The following is a 24939-nucleotide window of genomic DNA, read 5'->3' as shown; positions in this document are numbered from 1 at the left end:
GATTTCGCAAAATAGAATCCTTTTTGAGTTTTATTTGAAATGATATTGATTATTGTAAATGGAAATTATTAATAATTAATGAGAATATTTATGAAGATTTTCTTAAGGATTTTCATAATTAACAGGTTTTATATTAGTGTGATTCAAGGTTAGTGAAGAAGCTTGTAATAAATGCAATGTAAGGAAGGGTAAGAGGTTGTCCGAAAGATATTTTAAGAAAGGGGAACAGGTTTGGAGCATAGAAAAACCCTATACCGAAGTATAAGGCTTTTCTGATTTTACAATCTGTTCAAAATTAAAGAATCTGTGTTAATTCTGAGTTCACTAACCGTTGGGCATCAATGATAACACCTGAAGCTGTTCGCCCGTAAACGCTATATAATCCGCCAGTTTGATTCGGAACAATTTCAACTTCATATTGAAACGCACCACCTACACCTGCAGTTACAAAAGTAGAAGCGTTGGCATTAGCAGCAAAAGGAGTTGTTGATAATAATTGTCTTGTACCGTTGAGTCTAAAAACGCGTACAACTCCAGTCAGTAAACCTCCAGTAAGGTTGAGAACTTTGACACGAACGCTAGTGGCATTAGCTGGTAGATTTCCTGTATTTTCAATTGGACCAGTAGTTAAAGGCATGTAATATTCACCTCCTCCAAACTAAAGATTGATAATCTGCAGATTACATTTTTATAGTATGTAGTAAACTGTTACACTCTCTAGACTTATTCATCATATTTCAAAAAATAAAAGAAATATGAGGTTTGATTAGTAGAAATATTTAAAAAAATCTATAAATAAAGGTGTGCTTTTATATCAAGATGTATTACCGTAGTAGAAAAACCTATTGGCGTGAGGTGTCAATTTTATACAGTTGGTGTTTGATGGAATTATTTTAAAAAAAGGGGGTTTGACAGGAGGTATTATTCTAGGGCTTGAAATGATATTAGGCATCTATTCATAAAATAAAAGGGTAATCAAAGCGAGGATTAAAGATAGTTAGAGGATGTAAGGACTAGGTATCAATAAAATATGTGAATGAAAACAATAATAATAGAAATATAACTGATAGAGATATGATAATTTGAATATATTTATGACTTTCTCCATTATCTACTTTTCTCTATTTATAGCAAAAATACTTTCTATCAAATATTAAATGTCTTTTGTGGAAAGAAACTGTTATAGGGGCGCTCTGCTAGAAGCGACCCTATAAAAACATTAAGAGACTATTTGAATTTATCAAGTTTCTTTACTTTCATTGAAGCTACTTCTCCACAATTAGTACAAATAGATAATATAAGTGGGGAGCTCGAAAAAATTGAAATTGAGTCTACTGGTCTTACATTTGCATAAGGTCCACCTAATTCACCTTGTGTAAAAGTATTACTTCCACATAATTTACAAACTAATTTATCATTTTCCATGAAATCACCCCGTTGTGTAATTATGTAAATTGTATCATAATAAGGGCAGTAGATTCGTCAACGTTACAGTAAATCTAATCAGCTAAGGTACTCAAACATATGAGAGGCAAATTAGGTGAAGAGTGCAAACAGTTGGATTCTTGTACTTGTTAAGATACTAGTAGACCAAGACATCAATTGCCTTGGTCATTTTATTAAACCTATTTGAATTAATTTGCTAACACTAAAAATGCTATAAAACTCAATCCATACAAGCCCATAAATCCGAGACACATTTTTGATAATCTAGTTCTGATTGAAAAAGCTTTTTGAAAACCTTCTTTAAAAAGATTCACAATGAAAATAGAAACAGCTAAGAAAAATGATGCCATTGCAATAATTAAAGTAATTTGTTCCAATAAAATAACCCCCTGTGATGATCTGTATTGTAGAATAATAAATATATTCATCAAACTGATAAGCAATAACATATTACTCATACGAATGCCAAAAACTTGTCGTTCATTTATTTCGATTTTCCATGCATCAACAATTCCTCTCAGTAAATCGATAATAATAAAGAATGACCAATCTTCTTGTTCTAATAAATCAATTATTTCATCGCCGTATCGTTTTCTCCAATTTTTTGGATACAAATAAATCAACCACTTCATATTAAGCCAAGCCTTTTTGCTCCGAGTGCAGTTACTGCTTGGATTTCTTTGATTTGATTGCTTAAATATTCACGTCCTTCATCTGTAAGCCTATAAGGTTTTTTACGATCATCTGATTCAAGGACTTGAATATATCCTGCTTTCTCCAAACGAGTAATTGCCCCATATAAAGTCCCAGCGCCTAACTTAATACTATAATTTTTTTCAATGTCCTCCATAATCGCATAACCATGACAATCTTTTTCTGCCAGGCTAATCAAAATAAACAATGAGGGCTCGGAGAATCTATCCTTTTTCATTACAATACCTCCCTTAAAACTTTTATTACGTTTGGCGATATAACGTATAACGTAATAATAACTGCAATTTAGAATTTATGCAACTTCTTTAAGTTTTTAATGGAACTTCACCTCTGAAATAAAAATTATAAGCATCAATACTAAAAACTCTTTTCTTAAAAATTGGATTTGGAAATCAAACAGAAAAGTTTAGCGATATATCAGGTAATGCAATAGACTTAAGTATGTTAGAAAGGTTATATTCAGGAAGAATTCCCATGAAAATGTTTGTAGCTCATCGTGGCCCATTAGAAGTAAATTCAACATGAGGTATTTGTAAAAGAAATGATAATACATGAGAGGATTTGCTTAGCATCCTATTGTCTAGCTAAGTTGATATTGTAATCCCATATTCTATTTGGATAGTGTCAAACTACTTTTCTTCCTTCTACAAGATTAGGTGGAGCATCTAGATAACCGTACCCAAAAGTCCTCCTGCCTGTTTGGGGCAGGCAGGAGGGAATAAAGTTGAAATTAAATGCTTGGTGCTTCAATACAGGGATAAATGCCCAAACTATAGGGTGCTTAAAGGGGGTGCTAGTTTTTCAGTTTTTGAGAAATTAGATGGGTTTTTATAGAAACAAAATGATTTTTAAATAAGGATTTAGAATCGTTAGGGAAATGTAGGTATTTAAATACCTTTATTGTTACGAAGCTCTACAATTGTTCCTTCAGGTGCTTTTATTTTGCATAAGCTACCATTCTCAACATGGTAAATGAACTCATTGTTCTTTAGTAAGAATTCGGTACCTAATTCATGTAGTCGAGATACCTCTGATTTTAAATCTTCTACCCATAAGCAAAAATGAACTAGACCCTGAGAATTTGTGTTTACGTCACTAAGCATTTCATTTTGTTTTCCGGTTTGCAACTCAATATAAAAATCGCCTAACTGTATCCATGTATTAAAGTTTCGTCCATGAAAATCGGGTGATTCTTGTACTACTTTAAAACCTAGTACGTCCGTATAGAATTTTAATGATTCGGTGTATGTATTAGTTTGGATGCATAAATGATGGACAAAACTTTTTTTCATAAAAATACCTCTTTTCAATGGATAGATGTTCCTTTAAATAGTTCATTAAAATATTATATCAATTTAGTTTAGAAGGAATAAATATAAACCGAAAAAAATTTGGACAGGGGATTTAGTATGGAGTGTAGGAAGAAGCGTGCGGAATATCATGTTAAAAAAGACTGTTATATAGCATGGATGCTGAAGAAAACTTTCTAACCGAAATAAAGGAAAATGGTGATGTAAAAGGCAACCATATGAATGATATTTTCAGTATAATACAAGTATTAGAAAGTAAAGACAAGAGTATTTAAAACATGTGAAGGGAAGGTAGGTTATTGAAGAAAAAGATTGACTTGTTAAATAATTAGATTTAAAAAATCTTAATTTGGGACAGCCTCAAATATGTACTAACAGTGTGGGCAAAAACTGAAAATTAAAAATTTTTTATAAATTTATATGTATATTACATATATGAGATACTAATATTGGGGTGATTTTTAATGAATAGTATAAACAAATTAATAAAAGATAGAGTATTTTGGGCATCCGTTTTTTTCTTTCTAATGTTGTTACTTATTCTTAATATGCAAACCAATTTAAGTCTTTTAATAAAAATTACTGTTGCATTATTTTTATCTGGATTTTTCTTCTTCATAAAATATAAAAAGTAAAAAATGAATGGTGTAATATGGGGAATAAAATAATTAGAAATCAGTTTTTAATTTCGCATGAATAATCCAACGTTAATTGCGTTCAAGTGGTCGTTCCGAATGATATTTGCTTCAAGCCTTGTCACACCTTTTTCCTCATAGGCCCACCCATCGTGTTAAAGCTGATTTTGCTCGATGAATCCCTACTTGGTCGATATCGCAGCCTACATCTTCAAAGATTTTATGTGAACATTTTCCTTTTTCATATTCCGCAATCGCTATTGCCTTAATTTCATCTGTGTATGTTATCCCTTTTTCACTAATGCTTTTAAATAAGGATGTGCCTTGAGTATTTTTTGTCCTTGATGTTGTTATGTTCATCATAAAAAAAGTACCCTGCAAGAGAGATTTTTTTAAGTGTCTATCTTATAGGGGACTTTATAATAAGTTATCGCTCTTTATTTATTCTTTGAGAGGATTTTTTTATCAGAAATTTATGTAAATTGCCGCTTATCTTGTGAAAGATTGTACTTAAACTTCCATGAAAGAACGTAAAAATCTTTCATTTTCAGTTGCGTAGCGTTGATTTTGCGCTATGGATGGCTAACGGAAGCTTTGGTTTAATAAGGCTCATTTAATTGATCAATTCTTTTATAAAAATCTAGAATGATTAACTCCATTTTGAACAATCTTTTCAAAAATGGAGTTTTTGCATTTGCAGATAAAAGATTGAAGGGAATTTTTTCATAATCTTTATTCTAAAGCTAGAATGCTAGAACGTGTGAATGCCTATCCTAAATTTAGAAGGGAGTTTAGGAGGAAGATAAAAAAGGATTATAAATGGTTATAGTTGGTAAGTCGATTGAGATTAATTTCTTGTTTCATTAATTAATCTTGCTTTATATTAAAGTTGTGTTTATAATTAATTTAAATTTATTATGAAGTTGATTTTAATATTAGAGGGTGTGAATACATGAAAAATAATGATGGAGATAAATTATTTGAACTCGTTACCGAAATTAACGAGATGCATTATGAAATGAATAAAATCATCATTAAGGAATATCAATCCTTACTTGATGACGATTTTTCTAATAATCAAATGATTCTAATGGATATTGTTAAAAAATTTGAAGCAATTTCTATTGGAGAAATTGCTCAACTAATGAAAATAACATCAAGTGCTGTTGGCCAAATTGTTACGAAGCTAGAAAATGAGAATTACTTAATGAGGATGATAAATCCTAAGAATAGAAGGGAAATACTTGTACAATTAGCGGATAAAGGCTTTCGATATTATGAAAAGGAAGAAAAAATAAACCGTGAAATTGTTAATCGTTTTTACTCAGAAATGGAATTGAGTGAAATGGAAGAACTTAAAAAAATTCTTACAAAGCTAAGTAAGATTGTAGAAAAAAAATGTACAAACCAAAATTGGGAGGAGACTAATCTTGACCAACACAAAGGTTAACTTAGAAAGATTATTCAATGATATTAAGGAAAGAGAATTGTTAAATGGTACAGTTCTTGTCGCTAAAAAAGGCGAGATTTTATACGAAGGAGCTTTCGGTGATGCTGAGCTGTCAACATATCGTCCATTAACATCACGATCTGTTTTCAACCTTGCTTCTGTTTCCAAGCCAATTACAGCAACCGCAATTTTATTACTCGTTCAGGAAGGTAAGCTAAATCTTGATGATGCAGTCCAAAAATGGATACCTAATCTTCCTTATGAAGGCATTACGATTCGACATTTACTTCATCACACGAGTGGACTCCCTGATTATTTAGATCTATTTGAAAAGTATTGGGACAAAACGAAAATCGCTGACAATGATGATTTACTCATGTATTTAACCAAATACAAACCTGACCGTCTATTTGCACCGAATGAGCGTGTTGAATATAGTAATACTGGCTATATTTTACTTGCAATTATCGTGGAACGTGTAACTAACATGGGTTTTTCTGCTTTTTTACAAGAAAACATTTTTAAACCACTTAATATGACTTGCACTCAAGCCATTGGCGTTAGAAAAGAGAGTATTGAGATTGATGATTATGCATACGGTTATGTCTACGATGTGTACGCAGGTAAGTATATATTGGCAGATGATTTTGAGGAGTCAAAAATGGTTACTTATTTAGATGGAATGCTTGGTGATGGTGGCATTCAATCAACTGTTAGGGATCTCTATCTTTATGAGCGTGCTCTAAGCTCAGGGAATTTAATCAATGATAAATTACTACAAGAAGCTTATAAACCAGCGGTGACAAAAACTGAAACACCATTTAAATATGGTTTTGGTTGGATCTTGGAGAATGATAAGAAAAAAGGTCAAATAATTTGGCATAGTGGTGGTTGGCCAGGTTATGTTACAAGCCTTAGACGCTTCATCAATCATGATATTGTCATTATTGTACTAAGAAATAAAGAACAAGATTTCGATTTTGACCAACATATATTACTTGCAATTGAGCAAGCTGCTTTCGATGAGCCTTATGAACTTGCTGAGGAAAAACCTCCTTTAGAACGTGCCGAAGTTATTTCGTTAGACATTTTAAAACGTCTTGTCGGTAATTATGCACTAACAGAGCATCCAGATTTAATTATTCATGTTTTTTTAGAGAATAACAGACTCTTTATCAAGTTTCCTGGTTCAATGAAACTCGAACTGTACGCTAAAACAGAGAAAAGTTTCTTCATAAGAGGACTATCAATAGATGTTGATTTTACAACAGAAGGCAGTAAGGAATTAGTAAGAATTGTCGATGATGCCGAAGTACGGACTGCAGAACGTCAATAAGTAACTAACAAAACTGATGTTGATTTTATATCTTACAAGATTAAAAAATAAGAAAATTTTTGAGATATTTTATAAGGGAAATATTAAACCAAATTAAGTAAATATGAAGAAAGGAAATAAATGATGGATAAGAAACACACCATAGTAACGTTAAATGAATGTCCGGATTTAGAAGACGAATTTGACAAGCTACATCATATAGGATGGGCAAAGTTTATGAAAGAGGATCCAATAGGAGCAAAATATTGGGGTAATTTATATTCATGGTTTCCTGAATTTCAATATATTCTCCTGAATGAAGAATCAACACCTATGGCTTGTGGTAATTCAATACCTTTTGATTGGGACGGTAATGAAGACAACTTACCATCAGGATGGGATGGAGTCTTTGAAAAAGGAATATTAGATTACCAAGATAATATATCTCCTAATTCACTGTCAGCCTTAGCCATTGTCATTCATCCTAAATTTAGAGGGAAAGGTCTCAGTGAGTTAATGGTAAAAGAAATGAAAGGCTTGGCTATTAAAAATAGAATTAAAAATATGGTAGCTCCTGTTCGGCCATCCTTAAAATACAAGTTCCCACTTATTCCTATGGAAGAATATATTAGTTGGATAAGGGATGATGATTTCCCTTTTGATCCTTGGATTAGAACACATTATAAGACGGGTGCTTCGATTATAAAGGTGGCAGAAAGATCAATGGTAATTCCAGCATCAATTGAAATGTGGGAAAAGTGGTGTGGTATGAAGTTCCCCACTTCAGGAAGCTATATTTTAAATGAGGGATTAGTGCCATTGGAAATAGATAAGGCGGCGAATAAAGGTGTTTACATTGAACCGAATGTTTGGATGAGACATCATTTAGGTTAATATACTGATTCCAATCGGTTATCCTTACTTCAAACATCTTCTTAATGAACTACTGTTTGTTCCTACACGAAAGGGCACGATTGCTTAACCACTTAGATTTAAATAATTTTATTTTCATATTTTAAATAAATTTTTTGCACCAAAAATTTAAATTAAATAGTCAAATAATATAAAAAGGCGGCGAAATTTGTGGTTTTTGGTCTATGGTTAATAATTATGTTTACTTTAATATACGAACCATTTATAGGATACTTCGGTTATCAAAAATTTAAATTTGCTGTGAGAGAAAACCCGAATGCAAGATTAAATTATTATATAAAACTTATAATAGGGCTTTGGATTCCTACTATTTCAATAATATTATTAGTGTTTTTTACAGATTTAGATTTTAAAGATATTGGACTTGCTTATCCAAATATCGATACAAAAACATTAGGAAATGTAATAACTTATTCGATATTTGTTATTGCCATACTATATTTATTAAGTATTTTATATTATTTCATTGCCTATCATTTAAGTGATAAATTTAGAACCAAATTCATACAAGCGAAAGAAGAACAATTAAATACAGTAAGTTTCTCTGATATAATCCCAGTTACCAGTAAAGAGAAAAAGCTCTGGAATTATGTTTCATTAACAGCAGGAGTCACAGAAGAGATTATATATAGAGGTTTTTTAATCTTTGCTTTATCTTATATATTTCCTAGTTTTTCAATTTGGTTAATTATATTCTTTTCTTCGCTATTGTTTGGACTTGCACATACCTATCAAGGGTTACTAGGAGTGTTAAAAACAACAATCGTTGGAATACTTTTTTCGGGAATATATATTGGTTTAGGTTCAATTTTACCCCTAATTGTTTTTCATTTCCTTATAGATTATGTTGCAAAATTAGGTGACTCAAAATCAGAAGATAAGCATTTGATACATAACCAAACATGAATACAGATTTTTTGGGGAAACAACTGAAAAATAGAAAAGTGGCTAAAACGAATCATTTTGTCCCAGCCACGTTCTTACTCCAGTCATGTAAATTCTTTAATTTCTTTTGTTTTTTGATTTAGTTGTAGTTGAGAGGGGGACCCCTCCAAGCTAATAGGAAATACAGTGAAGAATTTAAAATAAATGGGGTTCATGTTAGGTTATATATTATTAACCAAAAAACATGACATACCAAATCATTCGCAATAAAAGTTTTGGGTATGTGGCTACAAAAAACGATTAAACGGCTTGAGCCCTTTAGAATTCAGGGCTTAAGCCGCTTAATACAGTTTTTATTATTTCCACTGTCTAGTTGACGGTGTGCAGTTCAAATCGCCTTCTTTGTCTTACTTATTAATGTATTTTAAAACACTTTAACTTTCATTAAAGGAAGATGGCGGTCAGGGAACACTGAAGATGGAGTGGAGCCAATGTTCTTTGCTCCCATTTTTAAATAAAAACCTTCTGCATTAGGTTCACTATCAAGCGTAAATTCGTTTATTCCTAACTCCTTTGCTTTATTTAATAAATGATCCCATATCGTTCTTCCTAATCCTTTACCGATATAATTAGGATCTATGAATAATGCATCTAATTTCCGCTCATTAATAGTAAAGCTATAAAATGCTACTATATTGTTATCACTCTCCATTAAATAAACTGGATTTTCTCGTATGTACTCTTTAGTTACAGTCAAATCATCTTTACATTGTTTTAGAAAATCTTCTGTATATCCCCAGTAGGCTTTTGATTTATAGGCTAAATCGCTTAATATGTTACAATCTTTATCTTTTGCACTTCTAATTAACATGATAATTCCCCCCCCGGTAATTCACTTTTTTTGGTAAATATAATTTAAATTCCATAATTTACTTATATTATAAATCTTAAAGTTAAAAAAATCTGAAATAGGATTTCCTATCGAATATCTAGATAAAACTCTTAATGAAATTGAAAAAGCTGGTAATGCTGCTAAGAAGGCAAAAAAACTACTGACAGATGGCCTTTTTAAAAAATAAATTCTGTATTTCTCATTAAGATTATATATTATATAAAAAGAGGTGGTTTTTTGTATAATCTATTCTCAGTTAAATTGTTATTTGAATCGACAGCGACATCTACAATAAATCCTGCTAAGATATTTGAAGAGAGAATTTTCTTAATTAAAGGAAGAAGCTCAGAAGAGGTATGTAGCATCGTAAAAAAACATTTTGAGCCAGAGACATATGAAAATGCTGATGGTGGAATCAACAAAGTAGAATTTGTTAAGATATTAGATGTATTTGAATTAGTTGACGATTTAAGTGAGTCTTTAAATTTAAAAGAGGTTTACAGTCGATATATAATATTTGAAAATCCTTCTACTACAGCAGAAGAAGCAATTGAAAAATATTCTTTAGACAAATAAGAGTAAAGCCAAGCCCAGGAACTCAATTAATTTAGAGCCTAGGCTTTTTTGTGTGATTACATCTAAAGCTTTATTCATTTGCTCTTCATTAGATTGAATAGCTTCACTATCCACAGTCTATGAGTAAGAATGATAAATATTGATGCAGCAATGGTTAAATACGCATATAAAAACGTAAAAAATATGATATTGGTTTTACAAAAATTATAAGTTGTTGTAAATCAGTTTTTTTTGTTATATTTTTACTATTAAATAGCCTGTCCAGATGAAAAGATTTATGTCTATTTATTATTGAGGTACACTTTTAAAGAAATAACGTGTACCTCAATTCGTACCCCAGTTAACTACATTTAGATTCATTTAGTAAGAAAGGTATAAAAAATATCCTTCCTGCAAACCCTTCATCTTATGCATATCTCTAAAATTAGAAACATTAGGTTAGAAACCAAGGTCATAAGTATTGCTTATCAAAAAAGATAATATTAATGTAATTTACTTATGAATATAAATACGTTATCATGGGTATTGGAGAAAAGTTGCTTTACACAGGCCTTTTCAAAAAGATATTTAGGGGGATCCGCAAATGGCACAAGGTAATTTACACAACAGCCGCGCATCATTCGAAGTAAATGGTAAAACTTACAATTACTATGACTTAGCTGCGATTGAAAAAGCTGGCATTGCAAAAGTTTCAAACCTTCCTTACTCAATTAAAGTATTATTAGAATCTGTTTTACGTCAATATGATGCGTATGTAATCAAAGAAGAGCACGTAAACGAATTAGCAAAATGGGGTAACGGCGCTGATCCAGAAGCTGAAGTACCATTCAAACCTTCTCGCGTAGTATTACAAGACTTTACTGGTGTACCAGTAGTTGTTGACCTTGCATCTCTTCGTTCTGCAATGAAAGAAATGGGTGGAGACCCAAGCAAAATCAACCCTGCTATTCCAGTTGACCTTGTAATTGACCACTCTGTACAAGTTGACAAATATGGTAATTCAACTGCATTACAAGCAAACATGGACCTTGAATTCGAACGTAACGCTGAGCGTTATAACTTCTTAAAATGGGCTCAAACTGCTTACAATAACTTCCGTGCTGTACCACCAGCAACAGGTATCGTTCACCAAGTAAACTTAGAGTACTTAGCTCCAGTTGTACACGTTAACGAAAATGCTGATGGCACATTCGAAACATTCCCAGATTCAGTAGTAGGTACTGACTCTCATACAACAATGATCAACGGTATCGGTGTTCTTGGATGGGGTGTAGGTGGTATCGAAGCTGAAGCAGGTATGCTTGGTCAACCTTCATACTTCCCAATTCCAGAAGTTATCGGTGTTAAATTAGTTGGCGATCTTCCAAACGGAACAACTGCTACTGACTTAGCATTAAAAGTAACACAAGTATTACGTCAACGTGGCGTAGTTGGTAAATTCGTTGAGTTCTTCGGACCTGGCGTATCTAAATTACCACTAGCTGACCGTGCGACAATCTCTAACATGGCTCCTGAATATGGTGCTACATGTGGTTACTTCGCAATTGACGAAGAATCATTAAACTACATGCGTTTAACTGGTCGTGACGAAGAGCACATTGCGGTTGTAGAAGCTTACTTAAAAGCAAACCACATGTTCTTCGATCCAACATTAGAGCCAGTTTACACTGACGTATTAGAAGTAAACTTAGCTGAAATCGAACCAAACCTTTCTGGTCCAAAACGTCCACAAGACTTAATTCCACTATCTCAAATGCGTTCTCGTTATAAAGAAGCAGTAGTGGCACCACAAGGTACACAAGGTTTCGGTTTAACAGAAGATGAATTCGCAAAAACTTCTGTAGCTAAATTCGCTGAAGGCGATGTAGAAATTCCAACAGGTGCTGTTGCAATTGCTGCTATCACTTCTTGTACAAATACATCTAACCCATACGTATTAATTGCTGCGGGCTTAGTAGCGAAAAAAGCTGTAGAAAAAGGTCTAACAGTGCCTAAATGGGTAAAAACTTCTTTAGCACCAGGTTCTAAAGTTGTAACTGGTTACCTTGAAGATTCAGGTTTACAAACATACCTTGACCAAATCGGTTTCAACACTGTAGGTTACGGTTGTACAACATGTATCGGTAACTCAGGTCCATTATTACCTGAAATCGAAGATGCAATTAAAGCAAATGACTTATTCGTAACTTCAGTTCTTTCTGGTAACCGTAACTTTGAAGGTCGTGTACACCCACTTGTAAAAGCTAACTACTTAGCTTCTCCACCACTTGTTGTTGCTTATGCACTTGCTGGTACAGTGGATATCGATCTACAAAAAGATTCATTCGGTAAAGACAAAGATGGTAACGATGTATTCTTCGCTGATATCTGGCCATCAACTGAAGAAGTTAACGCAGTATTAGGTACTGTTGTTAATCGTGAATTATTCCAAAAAGAATACGAAACTGTATTCACAGCGAATGAAAAATGGAATGCAATTGAAACATCAACTGAGTCTCTATACACATTTGATGACAAATCAACTTACATCCAAAACCCACCATTCTTCCAAGGTCTTGCAAAAGAGCCAGAAGCTATTAAAGGCTTAGACGGCTTACGCATTATGGCGAAGTTCGGTGACTCAATTACAACTGACCATATTTCTCCAGCTGGTGCAATCGGTAAAGATACACCTGCAGGTAAATATTTAATTGAAAACGGTGTTGCAATCCGTGACTTCAACTCTTACGGTTCTCGTCGTGGTAACCACGAAGTAATGATGCGTGGTACATTTGCAAACATCCGTATCCGTAACCAAGTTGCTCCTGGTACAGAGGGTGGATTCACTACTTACTGGCCAACAGGCGAAGTAGAGTACATCTATGACGCATGTATGAAATACCAAGAACAAGGTACTGGCTTAGTCGTACTTGCTGGTAACGATTATGGTATGGGTTCTTCTCGTGACTGGGCTGCGAAAGGTACATTCCTACTTGGCGTGAAAACTGTTATCGCACAATCTTACGAGCGTATCCACCGTTCTAACTTAGTCATGATGGGTGTTCTTCCACTTCAATTCATGTCAGGTGAATCTGCTGATACATTAGGCTTAACTGGTAAAGAAGAAATCTCTGTAAACATTACTGACAATGTAAAACCACGTGAAATCTTAACAGTAACTGCTAAATCTGAAGACGGCACAGTTAAAACTTTCCAAGCTTTAGCTCGTTTCGATTCAGAAGTAGAAGTAGATTACTACCGTCACGGTGGTATTCTACAAATGGTTCTACGCGCAAAAGCTGCTGAGTAATCATTTTTAAAAAAACCGATCTCCTTGGAGGTCGGTTTTTTTGTATTTCCAAAGGCTTAAAAGTTTACAAATTTTCTACAACTATAAACATTAATTATTCAAATTGCTCCAACATATAGCAATCTATCATAAATTTGTTTATAATTAATAATGTTATACATACATAACGGAATTAGTAGAGGAGATCATAAGATGAAAAATAAGAAAAGAAAATTGTATACAACAACTGCAGTTGCATTAGCAGTAACAGCGGTAGCAGCGGTACCTGCATCAGCGGCAAGCCCTTTTTCAGATGTAAGCGAAGACCACCCACATTTTGAAGGAATTTCTTCACTTTATACAGCAGGTGTTTTACATGGTTATAGTGATGGTACATTTAAACCTTCACAAGCTGTAACACGTGGTCAAGTTGCCAAAATACTTGTCAATGCTTTTGGACTTGCGACAGCGGATACAGCTTCTGTAGAAAAACAAAACTTTAAAGATCTTAACAAATCAAACGAATATTACAATGCTATTAAGAAATTAACAGCAACTGGTGTGGTTAAGGGGTATGATGATCATACATTCCGTCCTTCCGAAACTGTGACTCGTGGACAAATAGCTGTGATGATTGCACGAGCATTAGACTTAGATGCAAAAGGTAAAAGTCCGTTTGTGGATGTTCCAGAAGGTAGCTCCTATGCTAAAGCTGTGACAGCACTATATGAGGCAGGAATTTCAACAGGGGTTTCTGCTACAGAATACGGTGTCAATGAAAAAGTAACACGTGGTCAATTAGCTACTTTAATTGTCAATACATTGGCAGCAACATCAACGCCATCAACACCATCAACACCATCAACACCACAGCCAAGCGCTTTAACATTAGAAGAAGTATTTAATAAGGCACTAGCTAAACAACAAGATGTGAAGAGCATGAAAGCTAGCATGACGATGACACAGGCAATACAAGTGAATGATGGAAAGGAAACAATCAAAACAAACACATCTAGCAAAATGTCAATGGATGTTGTGGTTGATCCAATGCAATTTTTCGTAGAGGGAACAGTTGCTATGACAGAGCCTGAAAGCGGCGAAAAAATGGAAATGCCAATAAAAATGTACATGACAGCTAAAGATGGAATGTATATGTATGAGGCAACACAAGGCGCTTGGCTTAAGTTCCCAACTGATATGTATGATGCAATACTTGAACAAGCGGGCGTGCAAGCAAGTGCAGCTGACCAGCTTGAAATGCTAAAAGAATTTGCGAAAGACTTCACATTAAAAGAAACAGATAATGCCTATGTTTTGACATTAAATGCAGATGGTGAAAAGTTTACAAAACTAATTAAAGACCAAATCTCATCTCTATTACCAATGATGGAAACAGGAGCGGCAACAGCAACAAAAGATACAGCAGAAGTACAAGCAGGTGAAACAGCAACAAAAGATACAGCGGAAGTACAGGTAGGGACAGAGGAAATTTTAGCTTCATTGAATAATATGTCATTTGACAATATAAAGTATCAATTAACGATTGATAAAAAGACATTTGATATGAAAAATATTGAAATTGATATGACTTTAGCAATGAATATGGCAGATGTAAAAATAAAAGTTGACCAAAAATCAGCCATCAAATACGATGCATTTAATACACTGTCTACAATTACTATCCCACAAGACGTGCTGAAAAATGCAAAGGATTTATCAGAATTATCAGCGAAGGAAGTAGAGCTAGTTTCTTCAATTAATAAATAAAATTGGTACAGTGAAACTGTAAAACCGATGATAGTGGATTATTCCCGATCATGAATGATAGAAAATATGTAGCCACTTAGTATCGACTTAATCGGTGCTAGGTGGCTACGTTGTTTAAAGGGTGATTTTGCCCCGATGTGTAAATCAATACAAATCCACTTATATGAATCCCCTTTCCTCAATCTTAATAAATTATATATCCTCTTAACAAATAAAATTTACATAATACGGCATTACAACCAATGGATTTTTGGCAAGCAGACGTTCCACCACATCATACTCTCTTTAAGTAAACTTTCTTGAATTGTACTAGGAATAAAAAAAGCGCTACTATTTTACTTTACTTTAAATTGTGTTCCACTAAAGGCAAAACTTATTATGAGGGCTATTATGAATTATTTCCAAATCCCATATAGGTAGAGATGATAACAATATGGTAGTAATGATTATGTTTTAAACAAAAAAAGAGAATCACCGTAAATTTTTCAACGGTGATTCTTGGTGACTTACTATTATTTAAAACCCATTAGATCCTTTACTTTCCTTGTGTTATCAATTGATGTCAGCTTTTCAAGTAAGGAGAAAGCTACCTCGAATGCAGTACCTGGATTGGATGAAGTAATAATATGTTCATTTTGGACGATTCGCTCGTTGACAATGTCTGCACCATAGGATTGGAGCTGTGCTAAACGTTTACTTGTTGAATGATTATAGGTGGTAGCTCTTCGATTTTGTAGGATGCCACTATGGCCTAAAATAAGTGAGGCCACACAAATCGTGGCAATTGGTTTTTTATGTTCATCAAAGTAATGGACAACTTCTTGAAATTCTTGACTGAAGGCATCTGTATAAAAACCCGCTTCCTCAAAGCCTCCTGGGATAGCAAGAGCATCAAATTCCTCTAATGAAACTTCATGAAGCAATTTTTCTGGGACTACGTTAAAATTCCATGTACATTGCAGTTGTGGATGTAAACCGACAGTCACTACCTCTGTTGATCCATCACCCTCCCATTTATTCCAGCCTAGTACATCGGTAAAAACACTCGCTTCAACAGCCTCAAACCCATTTGCTAATAATAATAAAACTTTTGTCATGCTGATTATGCCTCCTTTATATGTTTATTTTAGAGGACGAGGTTTCACAATAACAGAAGTTGTATAATGTAATTATGAGAATCCAGTTTATAATATAAGGAATTTTCTTAAATCAAATTAATAAAAAAAGGTGGATACCAATGGATCAAATAGATACAGATATTTTATTGCAATTACAGCGAAATGCCAAAATTTCGATGAAGGAATTAGCGGCATCCGTTCATCTATCCTCTCCAGCTGTTATTGAGCGTGTTAAAAAGTTGGAAGAGCAGGGAATGATTGAGGGGTATAAAGCAAAAGTTAATTTAAAAAAAATGAAACGCACGATTCAAGCCATTATTTTGTTTAAATCGATTGATTGTAAAAGTCTTTCGGATTTCTGCAATAACCACCCAGATGTTTTGGAGTGTTATCGGGTTGCTGGGGAGATTAGTTATATTGTGAAGCTTGCTACATATTCAGTGGAAACATTGGAGCGGTTTATCGATGAGGCAATGCCTTATGGGACACCTTCAACTAATATTGTGCTATCTTCAACAGAAAAGAAAGTCATAGCTCCATTTTTTAATGAAAAGTTAGATAAATAAGAATAGGGAAGGGAAAGTGTCTAAGGGGAACTGCACAGGCAAGAAATTCCGCGGGCAAACTACACAGTTGAAGAGAAAACCGCTCGGGTAGCCAAAGAATGTGCTCAGGTAAGGAAACTGCTCGGGTGGCCAAGGAAATTGCTCAGGTAAGGGGAAAACCTGCTCGGATGACCAAGAAACCTGCTCAGGTAAGGGGAAAACCTGCTCGGATGACCAAGAAACCTGCTCAGGTAAGGGGAAAACCTGCTCGGGTGGCCAAGGAAATTGCTCAGGTAAGGGGAAAACCTGCTCTGGTAGCCAAGGAACCTGCTCATGTAAAGAGAAAACCTGCTCGGACAGCCAAGAAAATCTTTCAGGTAAGGGAAAAACCTGCTCAGGTGACTGAAAAGACTACCAGAAACCAGTTGAAGGTGGGAATCATTCTGTCAGCTTTGAAGAGGAAAAATTTCAAAAAATGCAAACCTCTAGCTTGTGAGCACCGTTTATAGGGCAGAGAGGGGGAGTGAAGTTGCTTGAGATTAATGAACTCGAAAAAATTATGGAACAGCATACAGAAAGACTAATTCGACTAGCCTTTTACTATGTAAGAGATTTACAATGTGCAGAAGATATCGTTCAGGATGTATTTATTAAGTTTTATGATCATCAGCAAAACTACGAAGAACGTGGAGAATTGCGGGCTTATTTATCAAAACTAGTCACCAATAAAAGTAAAGATTATTTACGTAGCTGGACATACCGTAAAATTCAGGTGCAACAGAAAATTTTTGCGAAGCAAGCTGTGATAAGAAGGGACATGCTTGTTCAGCAAGATGAACAAGCATTAATTGAAAATGCTATTTTAGCTCTACCATTAAAACAGCGTGAGGTTCTAATTTATTTTTATTTTGAGGAATTACCTGTTGCGGAAATTGCCGAGTTATTAAGTATTCCAGAGAGCACAGTCAAAACAAGGCTGCGTCGTGGAAGAGAGCTATTAAAGCCAAAGCTACAGCATATTGAGTGGGAGGTGCTACTGCATGAGTAAAGTGGATGTGACGGTAATAAGGGATTTATCGGAAAGTAAAAAGAGGGTTATGGCAAATGTTGTGCAGCATATAGAACAACGTGACAATAAAAAAAGAGTTTGGCGATGGCAATATAGTGTAATTTCCGTCTTTTTTACAGCATGTATAGTGTTGTTTTTCTATTCACAATTACAATTAGATAATAAATTACTTTTATCTTCAAATGACCTGCCAATTCTAGATGAAGATGAAATGTCCACAATGTTGAATGCATATAATCCTCAAAGTGAACAATCTCGTAATGAATTGTTTCAAACAATGATAGAAATGGATGCTTATTATGCATATGCTTTAAGTAAGGGCATTGACATAAATCAAAAGTTGGAAGATAAAGAAAGACTAATGAGTAAACAGAATTTAGAAGATGATCATTTCAAAAAAAACCTTGCTAATTTAGAGATGTCGGTGGATGAGTATTTTGAAAAATATATCGAACCTTTTAATATCAAAGGAAGCGCGAGAAATGAATTACTTAAAGATTATCAAAAGAGATATGAGAATTCCTTCCCCCTACATGCTTATCTAGGTGTTAAAAAAGAGGCGATGGACTATCTTACTGCAAAGTATGTTGATAGAATTTCCTATTTAAAGAAAAAATACCAATTTTCACTCGATCCAAAAGATGCATACATGTCTGGCACAAAATATAAAACAGGCTATGTTGTAGCAATTGAAGGAGATCGTTTCTTAGTTGTTTCTGGGGAAGTAAAAGATTTAATTGGATATTTATCAAATGAAGAAATGATTAATCAAAAAGAAAATGGAATTTGGTACCCCCTTCATGAAGTAAAAGATAAAATTACTGTAGGAAACATGGTAAGCGTTACCTATAGTATGCAAGAGCGTCTTGGCAAATATGGCTTTGTAGCTAATTTGGATGAAATTAAAATCGAAAAATAATAGAAAAATAGCTTATTAATAATGATATGCCCCCATTCACAATTGGGGTCATTTTCATTTAGGATAAGCTGTTTTTTGTGGCAAATTAAGGTACAATTATTGCAAGTAATTACAGCATTTTTACATAAAAAAAGAATGAGGGGAGTGAAGGCTTTGTTTATGCTTATGGATTTTGCAACCGCGCTTCTGTTAACTATTCCTCTATTATTTTTACATTTTAAGTGTAACTACCTGGAGCATTGTAAGCGGCAGCTATTTTCTTCAATAGGCTTATTAAATTTCTTAAGTACTTATTTTATGATTTCCTTCGGCGATATCTTTTGGATTGTACTTATTTGGCAGTTGGTTTTTATTTGGCCAATCTGCATCGCTTATTATTTGTATTTGTATAAACAGGATCAACACTCTTATTATTATTGGGGTTTAAGAAAAAAACATATCCTTTGGATTGGAACACTCACAATCATTAGTATCTTTATGGTGTTTATAGGTATGTATGAAACCAATAAAAAAATCATTGTCTTTCATCAGCAAGTAATGCAGGATTTTGAGGATAGCACTGACCGTCAGCTTTATTTAATCGAACATACAATAACCCCAGCTACATTACTAGGTTTATCAGATCAAATAGAAAAAGTGAGCGGTGGACAAGTACGTGCATTAACCTTACCGTGGAGAAGCAAGGTAATTGTGACGATAGACAATAGGGAACAGAAGGAATTCACTTATGTAAGGTTATACGATGGATGGAAGCTAGATGGCATTTATCGAGAAAGTTATACAATGGATGTTGATAGGAGTACAGAGAATGATTGATTATTTTGAACGTATTGTGCGCTTGACTGATTTGGAAATCTGGTCAATCCGCATCGAGCAAATACATTACTGCTTAGTCATTGTGGATGAAAGAAGGAAGGCGTCAATTGAGGAATTAGATTTGCCAGATGCTATCATTGATGAAGATATTCAACGTACAAACTATGTATCAGTGAGCATTTTTTCTGAAATCAGCATAAAAGAGGAACATATAGAGGTTTTAGATGATTATGTTAAGCGTTTCACAGATCATTTAGCACTTGCCCATTGTAACGTAGTCGTTAAATTTTATTTGGAGCAACCTGAAATTGCAGTAGATCGATTGTTGTTACAGAAATATGGCTATAAGTTAGCAGAAATACCATTAAAAAATTTATGGCACTTGAATCAAGAATAATGAAAAATTAAGGCTATACAATCCATGATAATACATATTAGCTCATTAGATAGTGAGCGGAGAGAGGAACTAATTTAAAGACTATTAGCCTAATTTTTGCCATGACTAATCTTGCAGAAAGGCAGGCACAGCTTGATGAGCAAGTATCACAAAATGTTATCCAAACAAGTAGATAACCCCAGCATACAGTACTTCATAGAAGCATTGGGGAATTTCTAAATGGTATTATAAGGTTTTTGAAATTGTTGACAGACAAAAATTACTTTGTTAAGATGAATGACAATAAAAGCATACAAATTCGTTGATGAGAAAGAGTAATGTTTCATTATGTTCTACAGAGAGCCGACATTTATGGTGAAAGTCGGTGTGCAAGTGTTACATGAAAATCCTCTCTGAGAAGATTGGCCGAACATAGTAGGTTAATCCGGGTGTCTACCGTTAAAAAGAACACGTATGATTGTACGTTGCTGAGTGCTATTGAACGGTGTGTCAATAGAATTAGGGTGGTATTCGCGGTTAACCCCGTCCCTTGTTTGGGACGGGGTTTTTTGTATGCCTTTTATACAAATGGATTGTATAGGAGGAAATCATATGCAAGTGGAAGAGAAAAAAGAAACAATTGTTGAAAGGGAATTAAGAGTTCGTGCATTATGGGAGCAAGAAGGGACATTCCAGGCTACTGTTGCAAAGCGTTCTGGGAAAAAGCCATTTGTATTTTACGAAGGACCACCAACAGCTAATGGATTACCCCATGTAGGTCACGCCTTTGGTAGAACGATTAAAGATGTCGTTGCTCGCTATAAAACCATGCAGGGCTATTTCGTTGAACGTAAAGCGGGATGGGATACACATGGTTTACCTGTAGAATTAGGGGTAGAAAAAAAGCTTGGGATTTCTGGGAAACAGGAAATTGAGAAATATGGTGTTGAACAATTTATTCAGGAATGTAAGGGAAGTGTCTTTACTTATGAAAAGAAATGGCGATCCTTTACAGAGCAACTAGGTTATTGGATTGATATGAATGATCCCTATTTAACACTAAGTAATGACTATATCGAATCCGTATGGCATATTTTAAGCCATGTACACAAGGAAAAGCTTTTATATAAAGGTCATCGCGTGTCACCATATTGCCCTAGTTGTCAAACATCGTTAAGCTCTCATGAAGTGGCACAGGGCTATAAAGATGTAAAGGATTTATCTGTAACTGCGATGTTTAAAATCGAGGGGAAGGACGAATATTTTCTTGGTTGGACAACAACACCATGGACATTGCCTGCTAATGTTGCATTGGCGATGAACCCAGAACTTATGTATGTACGTGTAAAGCAGGGGGAAAAGGTGTATATTCTAGCAAAATCGCTTGTCAGCAAAGTTTTTACTGAACCTGTAGAAGTGCTAAGTGAGCATTATGGTCATGAATTTGAGGATGTGTCCTATATCCCACCTTTTTCATACGTTACAGTTGAGAAAGGGCATATTGTTGTACTAGCCGATTATGTGACGGAGCACAGTGGAACAGGTATCGTGCATATAGCACCTGCTTATGGAGAAGACGACTATAAAGCAGTTCAGCAAAATGGTCTGTCATTTGTCAATGTTGTGGATGGAAAAGGTTGTTATACAGAAGAGGTGTCAGAGCTAGTCGGTAAATTTGTCAAAGAATGCGATGTCGACATTATTAAAATGCTAGCTAAAAAGGAACTATTGTTTGATAAGGAAAAATATGAGCATAGCTATCCTCATTGCTGGCGCTGTGATTCACCTTTGCTTTATTATGCAACAGATAGCTGGTTTATCAAAATGTCAGCATTAAAAGAAAAGCTTTTAGAAAATAATGAGCAGGTCACATGGTATCCAGAGCATATTAAACATGGCAGATTCGGAAATTTCTTAGAAAACTTAGTGGACTGGAATATTAGCCGTAATCGCTTTTGGGGCACACCTCTTAATGTATGGATTTGTCAGGATTGTGGTTATGAAGAAGCACCAAATAGTATTCCTGCCTTGAAGAAGTTAGCGAAGGGGATTTTACAGGATGTCGAGCTTCATAAGCCATATATCGACGAGGTTATTTGTAGTTGTCCAAAATGTAATGGTGAGATGGTACGCACACCTGAAGTCATTGATGTATGGTTTGATAGTGGCTCAATGCCATTTGCACAGCAGCATTATCCTTTTAAAGACCCTGCTACTTTTAACAATCAATTTCCTGCTGATGTGGTCATCGAAGGTATCGATCAAACTCGAGGCTTTTTCTATAGCCTATTAGCGGTTTCAACTTTATTTACAGGAAAGGCACCTTATAAAAAAGTTCTTTCCTTGGGTCATGTTTTAGATGAGCACGGACAGAAAATGTCAAAAAGTAAAGGAAATGCATTAGAACCAGTTGAATTAATTGAGCAATATGGAGCAGATGCTTTGCGATGGTCATTTTTAGTCGACAGTTCCCCCTGGAATCCAAAACGCTTTTCAAAAAAAATTGTTATGGATGCGAAATCAAAATTAATCGATACATTGGATAATACATTTAAATTTTATCAGTTATACGCAGAGATCGATGGCTTTGAGTATGATGCAAACAATACAGGCTCACGTACAAAATTAGATCATTGGATATTGTCTCGTTTACATCATACAATTCAATTTGTGACAAAATGTATGGACGATTTTCAATTTACGCAGGCAACACGTGAAATTGGAAAGCTTGTGGAAGAGCTCAGTAATTGGTATATCCGACGTTCACGGTCAAGATTTTGGGCAAATGGGCTGTCAGAGGACAAAAGGGGAGCATTTAGTACACTATATGAGCTACTAACAACAATTTGTCAATTATTAGCACCATTCACACCATTTATTACAGAGGATTTGTATCGACAATTATGTGGAGAGAGCGTGCATTTACAAGACTACCCAAAATATAATGAAGCACTCGTTAATGCGAAGCTCGAAAAAGAAATGCAAACTATTTTAACAATCGTAGAATTAGGGCGTAGCGTTCGTAATAGTCAGGGAATTAAGGTCAAGCAGCCATTAAGCGAAATCATTGTCTCTGTTGACGGAGAATTAACAGATTTTCAGCCGTATAGCGAGCTGGTGAAAGATGAACTAAATATGAAAGAATGTTTATGGACAAATGATTTTTCAGCATATGAAACAGTTCATTATAAACTGAACTTTAAAACAGCAGGGGCTGTATTTGGAGCAAAAGTGAATAAAGTAAAAGATTACGTCATGAATTTAAATGATCAGGAGAAACATGAATTACAGCGAACGGATGAGATAATCATTACGATTGAAGGAGAACAGCTAACGTTGCTAAAGGCACATGTGTTAATGGAATCCATCGTAAAAGATCAATATAGTTTAGCGAAAGATGCCTCATGTCGAATCCTTATGAATGTTCATCTTACAGCAAGCTTATTGGAAGAAGGTCAAATAAGAGAATTAATCCGAACAATCCAAGACACACGTAAAAAATGGCAACTACCTGTTGAGCAGTATGTTTCGATATCAATTGCTGGGAATACTAAAGTAACGTCTATTATCCAGCAACACGAAGCATTATTAAAAGCAAATGTGTTGTTGCATGATATTGATTATGTGAGCGAGAGTCATAGTGAACGTTTTATTGAGACAGATATGTTTGATGAAAAGATTACCGTTTATTTTAACCATCTTTAGTTCAAATAGTTTAAAGGAATGCTTAACATAGATTTATAAATACTCGGTTGTCAGAGAAAGCTCTCGGGTTCCTGTAATCCCGCTCAGGTCGCCGGGAAAAGCGCTCGGGTATGCCCGAAAACTGCTCAGGTCTCCAGGAAAAGCGCTCGGGTAATTCCAGAATCCGCTCAGGTTGCCGGGAAAAGCGCTCGGGTAATCTCCGAATCCGCTCAGGTCGCTGGTAAAAGTGCTCAGGTAGGCCTAGAAACTGCTCAGGTCTCCAGGAAAAGCGCTCGGGTAATCCCGGAATTCGCTCAGGTCGTCGGGAAAAGCGCTCGGGTATGCCCGAAAACTGCTCAGGTCTCCAGGAAAAGCGCTCGGGTAATTCCAGAATCCGCTCAGGTTGCCGGGAAAAGCGCTCGGGTATGCCCGAAAACTGCTCAGGTCGCCAGGAAAAGCGCTCGGGTTAACCCGAAAACTGCTCAGGTCACCAAAAAAAGCGCTCACAGCAACACTAGAAAACTGCTCAGGTAACCAATATATTTGGGATCCTGAGCGTTTTTTTTTTGTAAAAAATTACAATATGCCATTAATAAGATAAAGAGCAGTAGCCCAGATAAAGATAGCAGAACATTTATTAAAAATACTCATAAGTTTCCCAGAGCCATCGAGTTTTTTGAAAGAGGCTCCAGCGATGGTAAGACCGAAAAACCATAGCCAAGAGATCACTACACAAGCAGCGGTGAACAATATTTGATCGGTGCCACTATATTTTAAAGCACTTGTTCCAATCACACCGATTGTGTCTAAAATGGCATGTGGATTTAAAAGTGAGACAGAGAGCGCGAATAAAATTTGTTTTTTTCTAGGAAGTGCTTCGTTATTATTAGCTGTAGCTGGGGTAGAGCGCCAAATGGTGTAGCCCATATAAAGTAAGAAAAGGATCCCAACCGTCATTAAGGCAAGCCGTAGCCAGGCAAACTGCAATACGATGATAGACAAACCGAATACTGCAAGGAGTATCAGAAGCGTATCACAAATGGCAGCTGTGATGCTCGCAGGTAAGGCTCGAACTAGATGTGGCTGTGTTGCACCCTGTGAAAAGACAAATACATTTTGTACGCCTAATGGCAAAATAAGTCCAAATGCTAAAATCATTCCATGAAAAAATGCTTCCAACAAAATTCACTCCTTTCATTAACCATTCTAGTTATGTTATAA

General features: G+C 35.0%; 23 protein-coding genes and 1 other annotated feature. Of the genes, 14 read left to right on the top strand and 9 right to left on the bottom strand.

All coding sequences use genetic code 11. From position 1 onward, the window contains the following. Window positions 1-295: 295 nt before the first annotated feature. The 6 genes from AC2CGN_RS19195 to AC2CGN_RS19170 form a co-directional block, all read right to left on the bottom strand. The gene (locus AC2CGN_RS19195; RefSeq protein ID WP_054770727.1) at window positions 296-637 is read right to left on the bottom strand and encodes a hypothetical protein; all 342 of its coding nucleotides are present in this window, start codon (window positions 635-637) and stop codon (window positions 296-298) included. A 590-nt stretch (window positions 638-1227) separates the two neighbouring features. Next, complete coding sequence (locus AC2CGN_RS19190; RefSeq protein ID WP_286924965.1) at window positions 1228-1425, bottom strand: hypothetical protein; 198 nt, start codon at window positions 1423-1425, stop codon at window positions 1228-1230. A gap of 209 nt (window positions 1426-1634) precedes the next feature. Next, window positions 1635-2078 (bottom strand): hypothetical protein, encoded by a 444-nt coding sequence (locus AC2CGN_RS19185; RefSeq protein ID WP_429981955.1) that lies wholly within the window; start codon window positions 2076-2078, stop codon window positions 1635-1637. Continuing rightward, window positions 2075-2377 (bottom strand): PadR family transcriptional regulator, encoded by a 303-nt coding sequence (locus AC2CGN_RS19180; protein ID WP_054770725.1) that lies wholly within the window; start codon window positions 2375-2377, stop codon window positions 2075-2077. Before AC2CGN_RS19180 ends, AC2CGN_RS19185 begins: the two co-directional genes overlap by 4 nt. Window positions 2378-3047: 670 nt before the next feature. Next, on the bottom strand, window positions 3048-3452 hold the full coding sequence (locus AC2CGN_RS19175; RefSeq protein WP_429987458.1) for a VOC family protein: 405 nt from the start codon (window positions 3450-3452) through the stop codon (window positions 3048-3050). 788 nt (window positions 3453-4240) lie between these two features. Further along, window positions 4241-4468: a hypothetical protein gene (locus AC2CGN_RS19170; protein ID WP_484515610.1), complete on the bottom strand. Its 228-nt coding sequence runs from the start codon at window positions 4466-4468 to the stop codon at window positions 4241-4243. A 589-nt stretch (window positions 4469-5057) separates the two neighbouring features. Here AC2CGN_RS19170 and AC2CGN_RS19165 point away from each other — a divergent pair. The 4 genes from AC2CGN_RS19165 (at window position 5058) to AC2CGN_RS19150 (ending at window position 8709) form a co-directional block, all read left to right on the top strand. Continuing rightward, window positions 5058-5555, top strand: a complete 498-nt coding sequence (locus AC2CGN_RS19165; RefSeq protein WP_429987456.1) for a MarR family winged helix-turn-helix transcriptional regulator — start codon at window positions 5058-5060, stop codon at window positions 5553-5555. Continuing rightward, window positions 5536-6891, top strand: a complete 1356-nt coding sequence (locus AC2CGN_RS19160; protein ID WP_484515608.1) for a serine hydrolase domain-containing protein — start codon at window positions 5536-5538, stop codon at window positions 6889-6891. Before AC2CGN_RS19165 ends, AC2CGN_RS19160 begins: the two co-directional genes overlap by 20 nt. Before the next feature lie 123 nt (window positions 6892-7014). Beyond that, a complete protein-coding gene (locus tag AC2CGN_RS19155) occupies window positions 7015-7764 on the top strand; it encodes a GNAT family N-acetyltransferase (protein ID WP_484515606.1) in 750 nt (249 codons plus the stop codon). A 216-nt stretch (window positions 7765-7980) separates the two neighbouring features. Next, complete coding sequence (locus AC2CGN_RS19150) at window positions 7981-8709, top strand: CPBP family intramembrane glutamic endopeptidase (protein ID WP_484515604.1); 729 nt, start codon at window positions 7981-7983, stop codon at window positions 8707-8709. A gap of 403 nt (window positions 8710-9112) precedes the next feature. Here the strand turns inward: AC2CGN_RS19150 and AC2CGN_RS19145 are convergent, their stop codons facing one another. After that, window positions 9113-9559 carry a GNAT family N-acetyltransferase gene (locus tag AC2CGN_RS19145; protein WP_429981948.1) on the bottom strand — a complete coding sequence of 149 codons (447 nt, stop codon included), beginning with the start codon at window positions 9557-9559 and terminating at the stop codon, window positions 9113-9115. A 282-nt stretch (window positions 9560-9841) separates the two neighbouring features. Between AC2CGN_RS19145 and AC2CGN_RS19140 the strand changes: the two genes are divergently transcribed. The 3 genes from AC2CGN_RS19140 to AC2CGN_RS19130 all read left to right on the top strand — a co-directional run bounded on the left by AC2CGN_RS19140 (window position 9842) and on the right by AC2CGN_RS19130 (window position 15191). Then, entirely contained in the window at window positions 9842-10156 is a 315-nt protein-coding gene (locus AC2CGN_RS19140) for a DUF4288 domain-containing protein (protein WP_484515602.1), read from the top strand. Between the two features lie 583 nt (window positions 10157-10739). Continuing rightward, window positions 10740-13445, top strand: coding sequence for an aconitate hydratase AcnA (acnA, locus tag AC2CGN_RS19135; protein WP_484515600.1), 2706 nt, complete (start codon window positions 10740-10742; stop codon window positions 13443-13445). A 192-nt stretch (window positions 13446-13637) separates the two neighbouring features. Next, the gene (locus AC2CGN_RS19130) at window positions 13638-15191 is read left to right on the top strand and encodes a DUF6612 family protein (RefSeq protein WP_484515598.1); all 1554 of its coding nucleotides are present in this window, start codon (window positions 13638-13640) and stop codon (window positions 15189-15191) included. A gap of 512 nt (window positions 15192-15703) precedes the next feature. Here AC2CGN_RS19130 and AC2CGN_RS19125 read toward each other — a convergent pair. Beyond that, window positions 15704-16288, bottom strand: coding sequence for a DJ-1/PfpI family protein (locus tag AC2CGN_RS19125; protein ID WP_429985409.1), 585 nt, complete (start codon window positions 16286-16288; stop codon window positions 15704-15706). 140 nt (window positions 16289-16428) lie between these two features. Between AC2CGN_RS19125 and AC2CGN_RS19120 the strand changes: the two genes are divergently transcribed. The 7 genes from AC2CGN_RS19120 (at window position 16429) to ileS (ending at window position 23739) form a co-directional block, all read left to right on the top strand. After that, window positions 16429-16875, top strand: coding sequence for an Lrp/AsnC family transcriptional regulator (locus AC2CGN_RS19120; protein ID WP_286924953.1), 447 nt, complete (start codon window positions 16429-16431; stop codon window positions 16873-16875). 125 nt (window positions 16876-17000) lie between these two features. Beyond that, on the top strand, window positions 17001-17363 hold the full coding sequence (locus tag AC2CGN_RS19115; RefSeq protein WP_484515596.1) for a hypothetical protein: 363 nt from the start codon (window positions 17001-17003) through the stop codon (window positions 17361-17363). A 20-nt stretch (window positions 17364-17383) separates the two neighbouring features. Further along, window positions 17384-17902 carry a sigma-70 family RNA polymerase sigma factor gene (locus tag AC2CGN_RS19110; protein WP_429987383.1) on the top strand — a complete coding sequence of 173 codons (519 nt, stop codon included), beginning with the start codon at window positions 17384-17386 and terminating at the stop codon, window positions 17900-17902. Further along, window positions 17895-18842, top strand: a complete 948-nt coding sequence (locus tag AC2CGN_RS19105; RefSeq protein ID WP_484515594.1) for a DUF3221 domain-containing protein — start codon at window positions 17895-17897, stop codon at window positions 18840-18842. The genes AC2CGN_RS19110 and AC2CGN_RS19105 overlap by 8 nt, the downstream gene beginning before the upstream one ends. Before the next feature lie 75 nt (window positions 18843-18917). Then, window positions 18918-19658, top strand: a complete 741-nt coding sequence (locus AC2CGN_RS19100; protein WP_484515592.1) for a hypothetical protein — start codon at window positions 18918-18920, stop codon at window positions 19656-19658. Further along, a complete protein-coding gene (locus AC2CGN_RS19095) occupies window positions 19651-20055 on the top strand; it encodes a hypothetical protein (RefSeq protein ID WP_484515590.1) in 405 nt (134 codons plus the stop codon). Before AC2CGN_RS19100 ends, AC2CGN_RS19095 begins: the two co-directional genes overlap by 8 nt. A gap of 292 nt (window positions 20056-20347) precedes the next feature. Next, window positions 20348-20588: a binding site (T-box leader), on the top strand. Between the two features lie 58 nt (window positions 20589-20646). Next, window positions 20647-23739, top strand: a complete 3093-nt coding sequence (gene ileS / locus AC2CGN_RS19090; protein WP_484515588.1) for an isoleucine--tRNA ligase — start codon at window positions 20647-20649, stop codon at window positions 23737-23739. Window positions 23740-24294: 555 nt separating this feature from the next. Here the strand turns inward: ileS and AC2CGN_RS19085 are convergent. After that, the gene (locus AC2CGN_RS19085) at window positions 24295-24897 is read right to left on the bottom strand and encodes a LysE/ArgO family amino acid transporter (protein ID WP_429985400.1); all 603 of its coding nucleotides are present in this window, start codon (window positions 24895-24897) and stop codon (window positions 24295-24297) included. Between the last annotated feature and the right edge of the window lie 42 nt (window positions 24898-24939).

The organism is Lysinibacillus sp. DFXJR4 (assembly GCF_057196045.1).
This window is presented reverse-complemented; position numbering and strand designations above follow the sequence as displayed.